Origin of the sequence: Streptomyces novaecaesareae, assembly GCF_000716875.1 — a bacterium.
In the GTDB taxonomy this organism is placed as follows: domain Bacteria; phylum Actinomycetota; class Actinomycetes; order Streptomycetales; family Streptomycetaceae; genus Kitasatospora; species Kitasatospora novaecaesareae.
Map to the genome: position 1 here is coordinate 1 of NZ_JNWQ01000039.1, position 17,144 is coordinate 17,144.

17 protein-coding genes and 1 pseudogene are annotated in these 17,144 nt (G+C 73.8%); 6 read left to right on the top strand and 12 right to left on the bottom strand.

What is annotated here, in order from left to right; translation table 11 throughout:
* Positions 1 to 96: 96 nt before the first annotated feature.
* Both OP86_RS17005 and OP86_RS17010 read left to right on the top strand, forming a co-directional pair.
* Positions 97 to 738, top strand: coding sequence for an NAD(P)-dependent oxidoreductase (locus OP86_RS17005; RefSeq protein WP_033332167.1), 642 nt, complete (start codon positions 97 to 99; stop codon positions 736 to 738).
* Positions 739 to 843: 105 nt separating this feature from the next.
* Positions 844 to 2,445, top strand: coding sequence for an alpha/beta hydrolase (locus tag OP86_RS17010; RefSeq protein ID WP_245231782.1), 1,602 nt, complete (start codon positions 844 to 846; stop codon positions 2,443 to 2,445).
* Positions 2,446 to 2,543: 98 nt separating this feature from the next.
* Here the strand turns inward: OP86_RS17010 and OP86_RS17015 are convergent, their stop codons facing one another.
* Positions 2,544 to 2,858, bottom strand: a complete 315-nt coding sequence (locus OP86_RS17015) for a hypothetical protein (protein WP_033332169.1) — start codon at positions 2,856 to 2,858, stop codon at positions 2,544 to 2,546.
* A gap of 17 nt (positions 2,859 to 2,875) precedes the next feature.
* Positions 2,876 to 3,259, bottom strand: a complete 384-nt coding sequence (locus OP86_RS17020; protein WP_157849757.1) for a hypothetical protein — start codon at positions 3,257 to 3,259, stop codon at positions 2,876 to 2,878.
* Between the two features lie 604 nt (positions 3,260 to 3,863).
* Between OP86_RS17020 and OP86_RS17025 the strand changes: the two genes are divergently transcribed.
* Positions 3,864 to 5,267: a lytic transglycosylase domain-containing protein gene (locus OP86_RS17025; protein ID WP_030059487.1), complete on the top strand. Its 1,404-nt coding sequence runs from the start codon at positions 3,864 to 3,866 to the stop codon at positions 5,265 to 5,267.
* 262 nt (positions 5,268 to 5,529) lie between these two features.
* Positions 5,530 to 6,453 (top strand): TIGR03619 family F420-dependent LLM class oxidoreductase, encoded by a 924-nt coding sequence (locus OP86_RS17030; RefSeq protein WP_030059486.1) that lies wholly within the window; start codon positions 5,530 to 5,532, stop codon positions 6,451 to 6,453.
* Between the two features lie 90 nt (positions 6,454 to 6,543).
* Here the strand turns inward: OP86_RS17030 and OP86_RS17035 are convergent, their stop codons facing one another.
* The 3 genes from OP86_RS17035 to OP86_RS17045 form a co-directional block, all read right to left on the bottom strand.
* Positions 6,544 to 7,131 carry a TerD family protein gene (locus OP86_RS17035; RefSeq protein ID WP_030059485.1) on the bottom strand — a complete coding sequence of 196 codons (588 nt, stop codon included), beginning with the start codon at positions 7,129 to 7,131 and terminating at the stop codon, positions 6,544 to 6,546.
* Between the two features lie 162 nt (positions 7,132 to 7,293).
* On the bottom strand, positions 7,294 to 7,953 hold the full coding sequence (locus OP86_RS17040; protein WP_030059484.1) for a hypothetical protein: 660 nt from the start codon (positions 7,951 to 7,953) through the stop codon (positions 7,294 to 7,296).
* Positions 7,950 to 8,618: a class I SAM-dependent methyltransferase gene (locus OP86_RS17045; RefSeq protein ID WP_063832393.1), complete on the bottom strand. Its 669-nt coding sequence runs from the start codon at positions 8,616 to 8,618 to the stop codon at positions 7,950 to 7,952. Before OP86_RS17045 ends, OP86_RS17040 begins: the two co-directional genes overlap by 4 nt.
* Before the next feature lie 136 nt (positions 8,619 to 8,754).
* Here OP86_RS17045 and OP86_RS38115 point away from each other — a divergent pair, with 136 nt between their 5' ends.
* On the top strand, positions 8,755 to 8,991 hold the full coding sequence (locus OP86_RS38115) for a glycosyl hydrolase family 18 protein (protein WP_245231785.1): 237 nt from the start codon (positions 8,755 to 8,757) through the stop codon (positions 8,989 to 8,991).
* A gap of 77 nt (positions 8,992 to 9,068) precedes the next feature.
* Here OP86_RS38115 and OP86_RS17050 read toward each other — a convergent pair whose 3' ends face one another.
* The 5 genes and pseudogenes from OP86_RS17050 to OP86_RS39180 all read right to left on the bottom strand — a co-directional run.
* On the bottom strand, positions 9,069 to 9,842 hold the full coding sequence (locus OP86_RS17050; RefSeq protein ID WP_030059482.1) for a bestrophin-like domain: 774 nt from the start codon (positions 9,840 to 9,842) through the stop codon (positions 9,069 to 9,071).
* 88 nt (positions 9,843 to 9,930) lie between these two features.
* The gene (locus OP86_RS36635) at positions 9,931 to 10,917 is read right to left on the bottom strand and encodes a hypothetical protein (RefSeq protein ID WP_157849758.1); all 987 of its coding nucleotides are present in this window, start codon (positions 10,915 to 10,917) and stop codon (positions 9,931 to 9,933) included.
* A gap of 295 nt (positions 10,918 to 11,212) precedes the next feature.
* Positions 11,213 to 12,619, bottom strand: coding sequence for a family 2B encapsulin nanocompartment shell protein (locus OP86_RS17060; protein WP_033332199.1), 1,407 nt, complete (start codon positions 12,617 to 12,619; stop codon positions 11,213 to 11,215).
* A gap of 436 nt (positions 12,620 to 13,055) precedes the next feature.
* Complete coding sequence (pdxR, locus tag OP86_RS17065) at positions 13,056 to 14,510, bottom strand: MocR-like pyridoxine biosynthesis transcription factor PdxR (RefSeq protein WP_033332174.1); 1,455 nt, start codon at positions 14,508 to 14,510, stop codon at positions 13,056 to 13,058.
* 98 nt (positions 14,511 to 14,608) lie between these two features.
* Positions 14,609 to 14,698, bottom strand: a pseudogene (locus tag OP86_RS39180) (universal stress protein); the annotation flags it as partial.
* A 559-nt stretch (positions 14,699 to 15,257) separates the two neighbouring features.
* Between OP86_RS39180 and OP86_RS32970 the strand changes: the two are divergent.
* Positions 15,258 to 15,653: a transglycosylase family protein gene (locus tag OP86_RS32970; RefSeq protein ID WP_030059476.1), complete on the top strand. Its 396-nt coding sequence runs from the start codon at positions 15,258 to 15,260 to the stop codon at positions 15,651 to 15,653.
* A gap of 86 nt (positions 15,654 to 15,739) precedes the next feature.
* Here OP86_RS32970 and OP86_RS17075 read toward each other — a convergent pair whose 3' ends face one another.
* Both OP86_RS17075 and OP86_RS17080 read right to left on the bottom strand, forming a co-directional pair.
* Entirely contained in the window at positions 15,740 to 16,327 is a 588-nt protein-coding gene (locus OP86_RS17075) for a pyridoxamine 5'-phosphate oxidase family protein (protein WP_030059475.1), read from the bottom strand.
* Positions 16,328 to 16,647: 320 nt separating this feature from the next.
* Positions 16,648 to 17,082: a CBS domain-containing protein gene (locus OP86_RS17080; protein ID WP_030059474.1), complete on the bottom strand. Its 435-nt coding sequence runs from the start codon at positions 17,080 to 17,082 to the stop codon at positions 16,648 to 16,650.
* Positions 17,083 to 17,144 lie beyond the last annotated feature (62 nt).

A 17,144-nucleotide genomic window follows, 5' to 3' on the forward strand; every position in this document is an offset into this window, starting at 1 on the left:
AGAGCCGGACGGCCACTCCTGTGGAGCCACTGAAGGCAAGACCCCATCAGCCACATCCGGCCCTCCCGGGCCGTCTAACACCTTACGGAGAACCCCATGCGCATCACCGTGTTCGGCGCCACCGGCAACGTCGGCAGCCGGGTCGTGGCCGAGGCACTCGCCCGCGGCCACGAGGTCACCGCCGTCGTACGGGACCCGGCCAAGCCGCACGGCCTGCCGGCCACCGCCGCACTCACCGTCGGTGACGCCGGCGACCCCGAGGACGTCACCCGGATATCCGCCGGCCAGGACGTGGTGATCACCGCCACCCGCCCGGCGCCCGGCCGTGAGCACGAACTGTCCGTGGCCACCAAGGGCCTGCTCGCGGGCGTCGCCGGTACGGGCGTGCGGCTGCTGGCCGTCGGCGGCGCCGGCAGCCTCACCGTCCCCGGCGCCGGCGGGACGACCCTCGTGGAGACCCCCGACTTCCCCGCCGAGATCCGGTCGATCGCGCTGGCCTGCAGCGAGCAGCTGGACCTCTACCGCGCCGCCGGCGAGGACGTCGACTGGACGTACCTGAGCCCGGCCGCGCTGCTCGAACCCGGCGTGCGCACCGGCCGCTTCCGGCTCGGGCGCGACGAACTGCTGGTCGACGCCGCGGGCGACTCGGCGATCTCCATGGAGGACCTGGCCGTCGCGCTCCTCGACGAGGTCGAGCAGCCCGCCCACCGCCGCAGCCGCTTCACCGCCGCCTACTGACGGCCGGAAGCGGTACACCCCCGGACGGGGGTGTAGCCAGCACCACCCCGAAGACGGCAGTGCGGGTGATCGATCGTCAGGACGCGGGCGGACAGGATCGTTCCCGTGACGAACACCGAAACGACCGACACCGCAACGACGAACCCCGCAACGACGGCCACCGCACCGGCGGCCACCGCCACCCGGGCCCGGCGCGCCGCGCTGGCCGTGGCCGCCGCCCTGCTCGCCGGTCTCGCCGCGCCGGCCACCGCCACCGCCGACACCGCCCGCGACCCGGGCGACGCCGACCCGGCACCCGCCCGCTACACCCACCAGACCCTGAACTGGCAGCCCTGCGCCACGAAGCCCACCCTGGACTGCGCCACCATGACCACCCCGAGGGACTGGCACCACCCCGGCGTCGGGGCCGACCTCACCATCGCCGTCTCCCGGCACCGCGCCACCGGCCCGGCCGCCGCACGCAAGGGCACCCTGCTGCTGGCGGCCGGCGGCCCCGGCGCCTCGGGCCTGACCCGCCCGGCCGGGCTGGCCGCCTCGGCCCCGGCCGTCGGCGCCGCGTACGACATCGTGGGCTTCGACCAGCGCGGGGTCGGCGCGAGCACCAAGGCCGTCTGCCAGACCCAGTCGGAGTTCGAGGAGTTCCTGGCCGGCGACTACCGTGACCAGTCCCCCGCCGCGATCGACCGCGTCATCGCCAACTCCAAGAAACTGGCGGCCAGTTGCCAGGAGCGCAGCGGTGATCTGATCCCCTACCTGAACACCGAGCAGACCGCCCACGACGTCGACCTGTTCCGCGTCCTGCTCGGCGAGCGCAAGCTCAGCTACGACGGGCCGTCCTACGCCTCGATGATCGGCGCCTACTACGGGGCGCTCTTCCCGCACCGGGTCGAACGGATGCTGCTGGACAGCAACATCGGCTTCGAGGGCACCTGGGAGAAGTTCCAACTCGGCCAGCCGATGAGCTTCCAGCGCCGCTTCGACGAGGACTTCGTGCCCTGGCTCGCGGCCCGGGACGCCACCTACCACTGGGGTTCGACGCCGGAGCAGGTGCGGGCGCACTGGGAGCAGCGGCGGGCCGCCCTGCACGAGGCGCCCATCGTCGAGGGCTCGGTGACGATCGGCCCCAACCAGTTGGACAACATCGCGATCTCGGGGATCTACGAGGCCTCGAACTTCCCCGACGTCGCCCGGCTCCTGGCCACCGTCGACAACTGGCAGACCACCGACCCCGCGACCAGGGCGGCCGCCGCGAAGGCCTTCGGCGGCTACCTCAGCCCGGACTTCCTCGCCGAGTACTTCTCGGTGACCTGTAGCGACACCCCGTGGACCAGGGACCTGGACACCTGGGTGCAGCGCGGCGCCGAGAACACCGCCCGCTGGCCGCTGGTCGGCGCCCGGTCGCTCGCCTTCGGCGCGGTCTGCGCGTCCTGGCCGGTCGCCCCGGCGCCCAAGGTGAAGGTCACCGGCGCACACCTGCCGGCCACGCTGATGCTCAACTCGGTGCACGACCCGGCGACGTACTACGAGGCGGCGCTCGGCGCCCACCGCGCGCTGCACGGCTCGCGGCTGGTCACCGTCACCGGGAGCGGGGACCACGGCCAGTACCCCGGGGCCAACCCCTGCGTCACCGACGTGGTCGAGCGCTACCTGCTGGACGACCGGGCACCCGCCCACGACCTCACCTGCGCTTCGCCGCAGGCGAGTTGACACAGCGGGCGACCGGCGCCGGGGCCTGCAGGGCGGCGCCGGGGCCGTGTCCGACCAGCCCCGACGCCGTGTCCGACCAGCCCCGGCGCCGCGTCCGATCAGCCCCGGGACCGGGCCTTCAGCCGGCTTCGGAGCTGGTCCAGGCCGACGGCCAGCACGGCGAAGCCGCCGACGGTGAGCTTGATCCCGGCCTTGGCGACGATCCAACCGATCCCCGGGGCGGTCCACCCCAGCCAGTGGAGCGCGGCCAGCAGCGCCGCCGAACCGCACAGCGCGGCCAGGACGGTGGCCGTGACGGCGGCGGCCCGCGAGAGCTCCTTCGGACCGTCGTCGTCGGCACCCGGGGCCGACGAAGCGCCGTCCCTACCGTCGGCCGTCCCGTCCACCATGTCGTTCGTACCCCCCTCGGTCATGGAGGGATGATACGACCTCAGCGGCAGCCGTGATGCGTGTCCCCCAGGTGCTCGCCGGTCTCGTCGTCGGGGAAGCTGACGGCCAGGGTGACGCGGTACTCGTGGACGTCCTCCCGGTGCCCCGGCACCCGGGCCCAGGCCAGCGAGTGCACCTCGGCCTCTGGGGCCTGCCGGCACCAGGCGGCGGCCTCCTCCAGGGCACGGGCGGCCGACCGGCCGGTACACACCACCGCGGTGTACGCGGCGACCGCGAGGTCCCCGCCGGAGCGGCAACTGCGCGACACCGCCCGGACGGCGGCGGCTGCCTGGGTCAGGTCTCGGGCCAGGTCGTCCACGACCCGAGGGGGTGCCGGCAGGACGACCGTTCCCTCGGCGACGGTCTCCGGCAGGTTCGCGCTCACGGTCCGGACCTCCATCCGCATCATCACGCGGCACAGCATGCCGGGCGGTGATTCCTGGCATGCCCACTTTCACCGGAACATCACCCGTCCAGGGCCGAGTTGGGGGCGCACCCTGGCGCCGGCAGGCCCGTCCTGGTAGAGGCGCCCGGCTCCCGCGCCGGACGTTCCGGCAGGTCAGACCGGTCGGCCGCGGGCGCCGCCGGGGAGCTCGAACCGCCGCGCACGTACCACCCCTGTGCTCCGAACCGCCGGTCCGGGCCCCGGGGCTCGCGCCCCCTCTCGTTGGTCCCTTGGTCAACTCCTCGTACCGCAACGGGAGATGACGCCTGGAGCGGGCGCGGGCGGCGCGGGTCACGAGCCCAGGGCGGCACTCCGGGCGGCGCTCCGACGACACTCCGACGGCGCCCCGGGGCGGCGCACACCCCCGCTGAGGTGCCGAGTTAACCCCTCGGTGGGCATCGGGCCCTCTCCCGGTCACCCTGTCCCTGTCAGATCGTCGTGATACTAATCGTCCGGTGGCGGGTGCCGTCATCAGGTGGACAGGCACGATGACGACAGCTCAACCGTTCTGGGATGGTCCGGGCGGCGACGGGAGGGGACACGGATGACGGCGAGGTTCGGCAGTACCCAGGGCGGGCGGAAGCTCCGGGTCGGCAAGCGGGTCACGGGGACGGCCGCGGCCTTCGCCGCACTGGCCGCGCTGACCGGCTCTCAGGTGACGGGCCTCGGGCTCGCGCCGGTCGCGGCCGCCGACACCGGCCCGACGAACAGTGCCGCCTCCCAGAGCGCCGACTTCCCGCTCGGCAGCCCCTCGCCCGGCACTCCCGGCACCTTCGGCACCGGCGTCCCGGCCGACGGCGGCGGCACCGTCCAGCTCCCGCAGCCGCCCGGCGCGCTGCCCGGCGCGCCCGCCGCCGGCCCGTTCGCGGCCACCGGTCCCGCGCTGCCCGCCACGGTGTTCGCCGCCTACCGCCAGGCCGAGGCCTCGCTGGCGCAGCGCTCCCCCGGCTGCCACCTGCCCTGGCAGTTGCTCGCCGGGATCGGCCAGGTCGAGTCCGGCCAGGCCAACGGCGGCCAGGTGGACGCCTCGGGCACGCTGCTGCGCCCGATCCTCGGCCCGGCGCTGGACGGCAACGGCTTCGCCGCGATACCCGACACCGACGGCGGCCGCTACGACGGCGACGCCCGCTGGGACCGCGCCGTCGGCCCGATGCAGTTCATCCCCTCCACCTGGGCAGCCTGGGGCGTGGACGCCAACGGCGACGGCAAGGCCGACCCGAACAACGTCTTCGACGCCGCCGAGGCCGCCGGGCGCTACCTGTGCGCGGGCGGCCGCGACCTCGCCGACCCGGCGCAGCTCGACCGGGCGGTGCTCAGCTACAACAACTCCGGCGAGTACCTGCGGACGGTCCGCAACTGGATGGCCCACTACGGCAGCGGCACGGTGACCACCGTCCCGAACCGCCCCGGGGCCCCGGTGCCGCCCACCTCGCTGCCCTCGCCGTACCTCCCGGCCGGCGGCAGCACGACGGGCAGCGGCAGCACCGGCACCGGCACCGGCACGACGCCCGTTCCGACGCCGGACCCGACCGCGCAGCCGACGACCGCTCCGAGCCCCACCACGGCGCCGACGCCGAGCGGTTCGCCGTCGCCGACGGCGCAGCCGACCACCACCCCGACCGGCACGCCGTCCGGCACCCCGTCGACGACGCCGAGCACGACGCCCACCGGCACCCCGACCGGCACGCCCACCGCCTGCCCGGACCCGACGGCCACGGCCACGCCGACCGGCACGCCCAGCGGTTCGCCCACCGGAACGCCCACCCCGACGGGCAGCCCGTCCCCCACCGCCACGCCCACCGGCACCCCGACAGCGACGCCCACCGGCACGCCCACCGGCACCCCCAGCTGCCCGACCCCCGCCCCGACGGCGACGGGCACCCCGAGCCCGGCGCCGAGCACCACCCCCAGCGCCTCGCTCTCGCCCTCGGCCGCCCCGAAGCGCTGACCGAGCAGCAGACCAGGAGGGGCGCGGTTCCGTACGAGGAACCGCGCCCCTGGCACAACGGCTGAGCATGGGCTTCTCCCACTTGGGCCCCCGCCACACCGCTCGGGCGAGGGCACCGAGGGTGCGACGCCCGGACGGCGCCGATCAAGGATTCTTCCCGTGGCGGAACGAACCGAGCACGTACCGGAGTTGACACCTGACGGCAGGCCGGCCCGAGCGCCGCCCCGCCCCCACCGCCGGACTCCCGCCGAAAGGCCGTGTCATGCCCCAGCTTCGCCTCGGTGTCTCGCTCCAGCCCGCCCCGCCGACGGGTGACGGACTCGCCCTGCTCCGCTCCGCCCGCCGGGCCGAGGAGCTGGGCTTCGATCATGTCGCCGTCGGCAACCGCCTGTTGGAGAGCGGCTTCGGTCTGGACACCGATCCGTTCGTCCTGCTGGCCACCGTCGCGGGCGCCACGACGCGCCTGCGGCTGCTGACGTCCGTCCTGGTCGCGCCGTACTACCCGGCGCCGGTGCTCGCCAACCAGGCGGCCACGCTGGACGTGCTGTCCGGCGGTCGGCTGATCCTCGGTGTCGGCACCGGGTGGAACCCGGAGGAGTTCGCGGCCGTCGGCGTCCCCGTGCGCGAGCGCGGCGCCCGGACCGACGACCACCTCGCCGCCGCCCGGGCGCTCTGGTCGCACCGGCCCGCCGACTTCGACGGGCGGTTCACCACCCTGCGCGGGGCCCGCCTGGGCGTCGCCCCGGCCACCCCCGGCGGCCCGCCCGTCTGGATCGGCGGCCACAGCGATGCCGCACTGCGCCGGGTGCTGCGCCTCGGCGACGGCTGGTACGGCACCGGCGTCGACCCCGACCAGCTCACCGCCGTCCGGAACCGCCTGCGCGAACTCGCAGCTGAGCAGGCCGAGCAGGCCGAACAGACCGACGGGCCCGCAGGGACGGCCCCCGAGCGCCTGACGCTCGCCTCCGCCCTCTTCCTCACCCCGCCCGGCATCCCCGCCATCGCGCCGCCCCCTGGCCGGCTGCTCGGCGGCGACAAGCCCACCGCGGCGCGCGTCGCCGAGGAGCTGAGCCAGCTCGCCACCGCCGGACTCGAGGTCTGCACCCTCTGGCTGCCCATCGCGGGCGAGCACCTTGAGGAAGCGATGGAATGGATCGCCGCCGAGGTCGTGCCGCTCCTGGCCTGACGCCCTGCCGAGCGACCGGACCGGCTCCCCGGGAGCCGGTCCGGTGGCTCAGAGGTGCGTGCTCAGAGGTGCGTGCTCAGAGGTGCTTGCTCAGAGGTGCTTGACGAGCTCCGGCATCAGGTCCTGGAAGGTCCGCCCACTGGCCGGCTGGCCGATCGCGGTCATCTGCCAACCGGTGCCCGTGCGCTGCACCTTGGCCATGATCTGCGCGGTGTACGGGCCGCCGCCGGTGAGCGTGTAGCGGGCGAGCTCAGCGCCGGTGGTCTCGTCCACGAGCCGACAGAAGGCCGCCTCGACCTCCTGGAAGGTCTGGCCGGTGAAGGAGTTGACGGTGAAGAGGATCTGGTCGACCTCCGCCGACACGGTGGTCAGGTCGACGGTGATCGACTCGTCGTCGGTCGCGTCGCCGGAGCCGCCGACCAGGTTGTCCCCGCTGTGCCGCACCGACCCGTCGTTGCTGGTCAGGTGCTGGAAGAAGACCACGTCCACCGGCCGTCCCTGGGCGAACAGCACAGCCGAGGCGTCCAGGTCGATCTCCCGGCCGGCGGCGAGCAGCTTGGCCAGGAAGCCCTTGCGCTCGGCAGCCCTCCAGCCGAGCCCCATCCGGACCAGGCTCAACTGCCCACCGCCCGGCTTCTCCAGGCTGATCTTCTGCCCCTTGGCCAGCGAAACGCTCATCGCGTCCTCCTCGTTCTGCCACCGCCGCGTGCCGCGAATCTACAGCACTGTAGAAAAGTTCTGATCATCCGACGGCGCCCTGCGAGCACCCCTACCCCGCACCGCCCCACGCCTCACCCCCGACAACCGTCCGCACACTGAGGAAGCCGGCGCTCGGACGGATCAGGCGTCGCCGTCCAGCAGGTGCTGCCGCACCTCCTGGAAGGTCCACGCCCCGCCGGCCGGCCGGGAGAACACCCAGACCAGGTCGAACCGGTCCGGCCAGGCGGCAGGGGCGCCGCTGCGGCCGGCGCCCAGTGCCTCGACGATGCGCGGGATCCGCGAGTGCTCCCAGCAGATCAGCACCGGCTGCGCCCCGGCCAGGGCGGCGCCGGCCAGCGCGGACTCCTGGGACTCGGCGTACCCGGTGTCCACCGTCAGCCCGAGCGCCGCGGCCAGCGGGGTGACGGTCTGGCGCATCCGGTGCGCACCGGCCAGCGGGCCCTGGTCGGCGGCGGCGAGGATCCGGGCCGGAGTGCGCAGGCCGGGCGCGGGCGGGGAGAACAGCGAGGGCAGCGCCTTGGCGCGGGCCCAGCCGCGCTCGGTCAGGGACTTGCCGTCCTGCCTGCCGCTCTCGTCCAGGCCCGGGTGGCCGCCGTCGGGCTTCTCGCCGTGCCGGATGACCATCACGAAGGCCGCCCCGCCCGGGTCGCTCGCCCGGGCCACGGGCGCGTCCTTCCCCGGCTTGCCCGACGCCCCCGAGGAGCAGCCGGCCAGCACCAGCGGCGCGGCGCCCACGAGCCCGGTCAGCAGCGCCCGCCGGCTGGGGCCGCGGCCGGTCATGCGGCGGCCCGTTCAAGCCGCACCAGCGCGTCCACCGCGACCCGGCCCGCGCCACCGCCACCGCCACCGCCGGCGCCCGTTCCCCCGTCCTTGTGCCCGGGCTCGCCGCCGACCGTACGGTGCACCCGCTCGGCGCGGACGGTGCGCAGGCCGAGGCCGGCGAGGTCGGCCAGGACGTCCTCCGGGGTGAAGAGCACCGCCGGGTCCTGCGGGCCGCCGACGCCCTCGGTGAGGTTGCTCAGGTCGTGTCCGACGACCAGCAGGGTGCCGCCGGGGGCCAGCGCCTCGGCGGCGCGGCGCAGTACGGTCCGGCGGTCGGCGGCGGGGAGCTGGAGGTAGGCGATCAGGACGAGGTCGTAGCCGGCGGCCGGTGCCTCAAAGGTGCGGGCGTCGCCGTGGCGCCAGGTGAGGCGCTCGGCGACCTCGTCGGGCAGGTCGGCGGTGAGGCGTTCGGCGCGCTCCAGGGCGACGGCGGAGAAGTCCAGTCCGGTGACCTCCCAGCCCCGGGCGGCCAGCCAGATGGCGTTGCGGCCCTCGCCCGCGGCCAGGTCCAGGGCGTGGCCGGGGGTGCCGTCGGCCAGTTCGCGGACCACCCACCGGTTGGGTGCCGCGCCCCACACCAGTTCGTTCGCGGCGTAGCGGTCGTCCCAGTCCCGGCTGTCCATCGCGCCTCCTCCGTTCGACGGTCGTTCGACGGGCCTGCCCGTACCGGTCAACCTACCGGGCTGCCGGCCCGACGGCCGCCAAGCCGCTGAGCCAGGAGGCCGGCCCGGCCGCCTGGCCGCCTGGCCGCCTGGCCGCCTGGCCGCCTGGAAGGAGCTCAACCCGACTGCGGCGCAGACCCACTGGGATCCGGTCACCGAGAGCAGCTGGGTCTACGACGGCACCGACTTCTGGACCGGTGACACCCCGCAGACCGTCCGGGCCCGCGGGGCCTACGCCAGGAGCAAGGGGCTGGGCGGCCTGTTCGCCTTCTCCCTGGAGAACGACGACACGTCCGGAACGATGCTCAACTCGATGGACAGCAGCCTGCGTTGACGCCCATCAGCTAACAGCGACGGCCCGCGCGGGACTCCGCGCGAGCCGTCCGCAGTCCGGGACGTCAGCCGACCGGCTCAGCCCTTGAGGTTGAGCGAAGGGAAAAGGTCCTCGAACGGCTGGGTGGTCACCGAGACGCTCCGGGAGAACGGGTCGTCGAAGTCCCAGATCATGAACAGCAGGAACGCGATCAGCGCACTGAAGCACAGGGCCAACACCAACTCCCGTGGCGTGCGCCGGATCTGCAGGGCGAACAGCATGCCGACGGTCACCACGGCGCCGCCGATCAGACCGAACCACACGATCCCCGGCATCGTCGGCCCGGCGTTCTGGCCGCGCGCGTCGCGGGCGTCCGAGGCCTGGCTGATCCGGTCCATGATCGGCTGGTAGGCCTGGGACTCCAGGTCGGAGGCCGGCGGCCGGGTGGCGACGTCCGTCTGCAGCTTCTGCAGCAGCTGGTCGCCCTTCGCGCTGATCTCGCCGTTCTCCTTCATGTAGTCCCACTCGACGTTCACCACGTACGTGACGTAGGCGTCCACGTCGGCGCGGACCTGGTCGCGGAACTCGGCCGGGTAGACCACCACCCGGTCGCTCACCTCGCGCAGCGACTGCGCCTCGCGGAACAGGTCGTCCTGGGCGGCGCCGCGCGCCTCCCAGACACCCGCGATGGCGAGACCGAGGACGATCGCGTAGACCACACCGATCATCATCGTGATGTATTCGATGACGTCCGGGGTCTCGTCGGTATTCACCTCGGCACCGCCCACCCGGCGGTGCCTCAGCAGCACCACCGCCACCACGACGGCACAGGCCGACGCCATGGCGATGGTCAATGCCACCCACTCGGACATGGGAACTCCCTTCTCTGGATTGGCTTGTGACGGAACGGAAAGGTCGGGGCAGCCCGAGGTCGGGGCCGGCCCCGGAGGGCGGGTCCGGTCAGGACCGGCCCGAGCGGCCTCGACCGCGGCCCGGGCGCAGGACTGCCGCCGCGAGCACGCCGGGGACCATGATGATCAGGATCGTGGTGGTCATCGGGGCGGCCTGGTGGCGCTGCGGCAGGGGCATCGGCTTCGACGCCGGGACGTGGAACGCCGGCCGCGCGGACGGGGTCGGCCACAGCGGGCTCGGGGCCGCCGGAGCTGCCGGCGGGGGCGGCACCGCCGGGGCCGGAGTCGCGGGCGGGTCCGGCGCGGGTACGGGGGCGACCGGCGCGGCGGGCACGGGCACGACCGGGGCGGGCGCCGGGGGTGCCGGAGGCGGCGGCGGAGGCGCGGGCGCCGGGGGCGGCGTGGGGGTCCGCGTCGGTGTCGGCGTGGGAGTGGGCGTCGGGCTGGGCGTGTGCGTGGGCGTGGGCGTCGGAGTCGGGGTGTGCGTCGGCGTCGGCGTCGGCGTCGGTGTGGGCGTCGGCGTCGGACTCGGGCAGGGGTGAGGCCAGTGGTGCCAGCCGTACCCGTCGTCGTCACCGTTCCCGCCGGGCCCGTCGTTCCCGCCCGGCCCGTCCTCCGGCCGCCCGGGGCCCGGCCTGAGCCCGGCCGAGGCCGAGGAGGGCGCGAGCGGCGCCGGGGTGGCCCTGGGCGTGTGGCACGGGTGGTGCCCGTGCGGGGGTTTGTGGCCGTGCTTGCCGGTGCCGGCGTTCGGGGCCACGCTGACTCCGACCTGGACGTCGACACCCACACCGACGCCCACGCTCCCGCCCGGCCCGACCGACACCGAGACCTCGGTCTCCGTGCACACGCAGATGTCCACGGCCGGGCCGTGCGCGTGCCCTCCGGTGTGCTCGGCCCCGGACGCGGTCGCGCCGGTGACCAGCGCGCACATCGCGACCACGCCGGCCGCCGCGCCGATCAGCCGCACCCGCCGCTCGGAGGCCGTGGTCCCACCGCCGCGCAGCGGTATCCGTCGTAACTGCCGACGCTGGGACATGGGCTCCACACACCTCTCGGGTCGTCTCGGCTCGCGTCAGGAAGGAACACAGGGAACGGGAAACGGGGGGCCGGAAGGAGCTCGGGTCGAAGGCGCCGAGCACCGAGCGCCGGCCGCCGTACGGTCGGCAAGCAGGCCAAGAACGGCCACCCCCGCCCGGAAGTCAATCGCGCACGACCAAAAGTGACCAGAAACGATCAGGCGGACGGCCCGCCTCCGGGGGCGGGCCGTCCGTCATCAGGTCAAACGATCATCGAGCCAAAGGGTTACGGCCCCGGCTCGCCGTTCCGTGGGCTCAGTGGCGGCGGTGCGCGATCTCCACGTTCTCCAGCACGCCGACCGCGTCCGGCACCAGGATGGCCGCCGAGTAGTAGGCGCTGACCAGGTACGAGATGATCGCCTTCTCGTCGATCCCCATGAAGCGGACCGAGAGCGACGGCTGGTACTCGTCCGGGATCCCGGTCTGGTGCAGGCCGATGACGCCCTGGTTGTCCTCACCGGTACGGATCACGAGGATCGAGCTCGTGTTCTCCTTGGTGATCGGGATCTTGTTGCACGGCAGGATCGGCACCCCGCGCCACGCCGGCACCTGCTGCCCGCCGAGGTCGACGTGGGTGGGGTACAGGCCCCGGGCGTTGAACTCGCGGCCGATCGCGGCGATGGTCCGCGGGTGGGCCAGCAGGTAGTCGGGGTCGCGGCGGCGGTTGAGCAGCTCGTCCAGGTCGTCCGGGGTGGGCGGGCCGGAGTGGGTCTGGATCCGCTGGTCGAAGTCGGCGTTGTTGAGCAGGCCGAACTCCGGGTTGTTGACGAGCTCGTGCTCCTGGCGCTCGCGCAGGGCCTCGATGGTCAGCCGGAGCTGGTGCTCGGTCTGGTTCATCGGCTCGTTGTACAGGTCCGCGACCCGGCTGTGGATCTTGAGCACGGTCTGCGCGACGCTCAGCTCGTACTCGCGGGGCTTGAGCTCGTAGTCCACGAAGGCGCCGGGCAGCTCGAACTCGCCGTGGTGGCCGGCCGACATAGCGATCTCGGCCTCGCCGCGCTCGTTCTGGGCCTGCAGCGGCAGGGCCAGGAAGGCCTGCAGGTGTTCCTGGAGGCTCGGCGCGTTGTCCCGGATGGCGGCGAAGTCCGCCCGGCTCAGGGTGAGCGCGACACCGGCGGTGGCGGTCTTGGCGGTGAAGTCCCAGAGGGCGTCCGGGTTCAGCAGGGCGTCGTCACCGAAGCGGTCGCCGTCGCCGGCCACGCCGACCACGGTCTCGTCGCCGTACTTACCGGTGCCGATCTGGTTGATCTTGCCGTGCGCGATCAGGAAGATGCGGTCGGCGGCCTCGCCCTGGGTGACGAGCACCTCGCCGGGGCCGAAGTCCCGCTGCTGGCAGCGGTCGGCCAGGGCGGTCAGCACCTCCTCGTCCTCGTAGCCGCGCAGCAGGGCCAACTCGCCCAGCTCGGCCGGGATCACCCGGACCTGGGAACCGGTCTTGATGAACTCCACCACACCGTTGCCCACGGTGTAGGTGAGCCGCCGGTTGACCCGGTAGGCCGCGCCGGCGGCCTGCACCCAGGGGAGCACCTTGAGCAGCCAGCGGGAGGTGATCTCCTGCATCTGCGGTGCGGACTTGGTCGTGGTCGCAAGGTTACGGGCAGCGGCCGTCGCAAGGCTCTGCTGCTTGACCTGCTCTGTCTCCGGGGTCGTGTCCACGGGCATCGGCAGGGTCTCCATTCCTGTGGTCGGGTCACGCGGCTGGGGCCATTCGGACCGCCCTGGCGCATGCCCATGACGGATCATCAGATCCGTAGACTGGTGGGGGGTTTTGGCGAAGTGTCGCGAAGGTGGTCGCCGTCTCCCGACGACCCACCGGGAACCCTAGATCACCAGGACCCGACCAGGCCCGTACGAACGCCCACTACCCCCCGATAGGGTGAATCTCGCGCGGTCCGCCCCCACCGCGCCGCCGAGCGGAGGAACATCCGTTCGCACCTGCGACCCCCGCACTGCCAACGGATTCCCGTCCCCGCCCAGCCGCCCCCGGACGGCCCCGCAGGCCACCGCCCGGCGTCAACCCGGCACACCGGCACGGCGGTTCGGCGGGATCGGCGGAGCAACCGCGACCGTCCGCGGCGGATGCCACGCGGACGGCCCGTCAGGCCGCGGGCGGCAGGATGTCGCAGAGCGCCGCGAGCGCCGCCGGGTAGGCGTGGTCGGGCGGCGTGGCGTAGCCGACCACCAGGCCGTCCACGACGGGCATGGCCTCCGGGCCGATCGCCGGGTGCCGGTAGTCGGCGAGGCCTTCCACCGCCAGGCCCCGGTAGGCGGCGGCCTTGAGCACCGAGCGCTCGGTGCCCGGTTCGAGGCGCAGCACCGCGTGCAGGCCAGCCGCGATGCCGGACACCTCGATGTGCGGGGCGCTCGCCGCGAGCGCGGCCACCAGCTGGTCGCGGCGATCCCGGTAGCGGTGGCGCATCCGGCGCAGGTGCCGGTCGTAGCCGCCGGAGTCGATGAACTCGGCCAGGGTCAGCTGGTCCAGTGCGCTGGCCCAGCCCTCGCGTTCGCCCTTGGCGGCAAGCACCCGGTCGACCAGGTGGTCCGGCAGCACCATCCAGCCGAGGCGCAGCGCGGGCGTGAGGCTCTTGCTGGTGCTGCCGAGGTAGACGACCCGCTCGGGGTCGAGGCCCTGGACGGCGCCGACCGGCTGGCGGTCGTAGCGGAACTCGCCGTCGTAGTCGTCCTCCAGGATCAGCCCGCCCCGGCCGCGCGCCCAGTCGACCACGGCGGCGCGGCGGCCCGCATGCAGCGGGCCGCCGGTCGGGAACTGGTGGGCGGGGGTGAGCAGGACCGTACGGACCTCCCCGTGGTACGCCAACTCGTCGACCCGGGCGCCCTGTTCGTCGATCGACAGCGGAACGCCGGTGGCGCCTGCGGCGGCCAGCAGCCCGCGGTGGAAGCCCAGCCCGTACGCCTCGACGGCCGGCGGCCCGTTCTCGGCGGGCGGCAGTACGGGCCTCGCGCCGTCGAAGAGCAGCCGCAGGGCGTGGGCGAAGCCGGAGCAGATCACGATCCGGTCCGGGTCGGTGCGCACGCCGCGGGCGCGGGCCAGGTACTCGGCGAGGACGGTGCGCAGTTCGCGTCGGCCCTGCGGGTCGCCGGGTCCGAAGGCCTCGTTGGGCGCGACGGTGAGGGCCCGGCGGGCGGCGGCCAGCCAGGCGGTGCGGGGGAAGGAGGCGGCGTCGGGCTGGCCTTGGCGCAGGTCGTACCGGGGCCCGGGGCGTACCGACGGCCGGCGGGCCCGGGTGGGCGGCACGGGTTCGGCGCGTTCGGCGACGGTGGTGCCGGAGCCCTGGCGGGCGGTGAGCCAGCCCTCGGCGACGAGCTCGGCGTAGGCCTCGGCGGCGGTGTTGCGAGCCAGGCCGAGGTCGGTGGCGAGGGCGCGGTAGGGCGGCAGCCGGGTGCCGGGGGCGAGGCGGCCGCTGCGGATCGCCTCGCGCAGGGCGGCCATCAGCGCGGCGCGGCGGCCGCCGGTGGCGGGGAGGTCGAGGTGCAGGTCGTTGCCGGTCGGGTGGGCGGGCTCGGAGGGGTGCGTGCCCCGCGTGTCCGTCATGTTCACGCACCCTACCCGCCGCCCCACCGGCACCCTGCGGGCGGTCGACGACTTACCAGGTCGACGACTTACCAGGGGACGACTTACTTGGGGACGACTTACTTGGGGACGACGGTCACCGGCCAGCGGCCGGCCTTCACCAGCCGGACGGCGCGTCGGCCGCCCCTCCGGCCTCGGCTCCGGCCGGCCCTTCGGCCCCGGCCCCGGCCCCGGGCGCGCCCCGACCGGGCGTTCCCGCGCCCGCCGGGCCTGCTGTCTCGTTCTCGTCGCTCATGGCGCCGAGGCTATGCCCGGCACCGTGGGTGAGTGCAGGGGGCACTCCGGGTGAGGGCTGTGGTGCGGGCCACCCGCAGCGGCAGCGGGCGCCGCGGATTCGGCACCGGAGGCTGGCCGGCCGTCACGCGCTGTCGACGATGTGCGCGGCCTCACACGACTTTCGGTGTGACTCAGGCCGCTTTCCCCGATGGTTTGATCTTGGAAATGGGTGCAAATCGGGCGAAATTGGCACAATTCCTTGATCTTTACCCCCGGTAACAGCCCCCTGACGTGCCTAAACCTCCGAATGCTTGAATCGGCCACAACCACCCCCGTAACTTCGAACCCGTTGCACCGAGCAATCCGCTCCGGCCGGGCCCCACAGCCCCCGAGCAGGACGGTGCCGGACCACGCGAGTGACGTGTCCCCGAAACCGACGGCCTTCCGAGGGCCTGGTTCCGCGCGCTCGCATCCCCCTCCGAAAGGCACTTCATGACCTTCCGTAACGAGACCGCCGCTGCCACCACCACTGCCACCCCGAAGCGCCGCAACCGCGTCCGGATGGCTCTGATGGCCGGGGCGGTCACCGCCCTGCCCGTGGCCGGCCTCGTCACGGCCACCAGCGCCTCCGCCGCGCCGGCCTCCGTCTGGGACAAGGTCGCCTCCTGCGAGGCCACCGGCAACTGGGCCATCAACTCCGGCAACGGCTTCTACGGCGGCCTGCAGTTCACCTCCAGCACCTGGGCGGCCTTCGGCGGCACCTCCTTCGCCCCGCGCGCCGACCTGGCCACCAAGGACCAGCAGATCTCCATCGGCGAGAAGGTCCTCGCCGCCCAGGGCCCGGGCGCCTGGCCGATCTGCTCCGTCAAGGCCGGTCTGAGCAAGTAAGACCCCCCGAAGCCGCCGCACCCCCTGCCGGGTGCGGCGGCTCCGTCGTGCCCAGGGCAGGCCGACACCGGGCGGCGGGCCGACCGTCAGGCGGCCGGCCGGGGCGGGAGCGGCAGCGGGATGCCGGGCAGGCCGTCGATGCTGGTGCCGACCAGCGGCTTGCGCTCGCAGTAGGCGCCGAACTCCTCCTCGTCCTTGCGGTCGAAGTACTGGGCGTGCAGGTCGCGGTCCGAGCGGTAGTCCATGAACGGCACCGCGTACCCGCAGGAGTCGCTGACCCGCTCGGCCGTGACGAGCACGATCGCCCGTAGCCCCGAACCGTCGGCGGCCGGGCCGAAGTGGCCGAGCAGGTCGGCGAACCGCGGGTCGTCGCGGAAGATCGCCTCGCCCCGGCCGTGCACCCGCACCACGGTCGGCGGCCCGTCGAAGGCGCACCACATCAGGGTGATCCGGCCGTTCTCCCGCAGGTGGGCGACGGTCTCGGCCTGCGAGCCGCCGAAGTCCAGGTAGGCGAGGGTGAGTTCATCGATCACGGCGAGCGTTCCGGAGCGCCCCTTGGGCGACAGGTTCACGTGCCCGTCCCCGGCCAGCGGGGCCGTCGCGACGAAGTAGACCGGCTGGCTCTCGATGAACCGGCGCAGCCGACCGTCGATGCATTCGTACTGCTTTCCCATGTGCGCGATTCTGCCCGCATCTCGGCTGGCAAGAAAGGAAAATCCAGTCCATGAGACGGCCGTGAGCGACCCGCGCCCCGCCCGGTGGAGGCCTGCGCCGGTCTGCACACGTGTCACCCGCCCGGCAGAGCACGGGAGTTGTGATGGACTGCGGGAGCTGACCGACCACCTGGCCGACGCCCCACTCTCACGAAGCGGCCCCGTCCGGCACCCTCGAAGGGCCCGGCCGGTACGGGGGGGACCGGCCGGTCACGGGGGTGCGCGGACGGGGCGTAGGCCCTGGCTCGGGTCGGCTCGGATCGGCAGCCGACCAGGCCGGGTCAGCGCTTCATGTAGACGCCGTCCATGAAGTCGATGATCTGCTTGTCGGTCAGCCGCTGGCCGTCGCGGTGGCCCATCGCCAGGTCGGCCTCGCTGATCATGCCCACCAGCCGCTCCCCGTCGATCACCGGGATGCGCCGGATCTGGTGCTGCTCCATCTTGCGCAGCACCATCTCCATGCTGTCGTCGGCGCGCACGCAGTGCAGGTGGCCGGACAGCTCCATCGCCGTCATCGCGGCCGGGTCCTTGCCCTCGGCAACACATCGCAGCACGATGTCGCGGTCGGTGATGATGCCCTTCAGCTTCTGGTCGTCGCCGCAGATCGGCAGCGCGCCCACGTTCTTGTCGCGCATCATCTTCGCGGCCTCGGCCAGCGTCTGGTGGGCGCCGATGCACTGGGCGCCGGTGTGCATGATGTCTCGGGCAGTGGTCACGGGGACTCCTTCGTCGGTGGTTCCCCCCGGCATCCCCCCGGGCGGTGCTCCCCCGGGCGCTC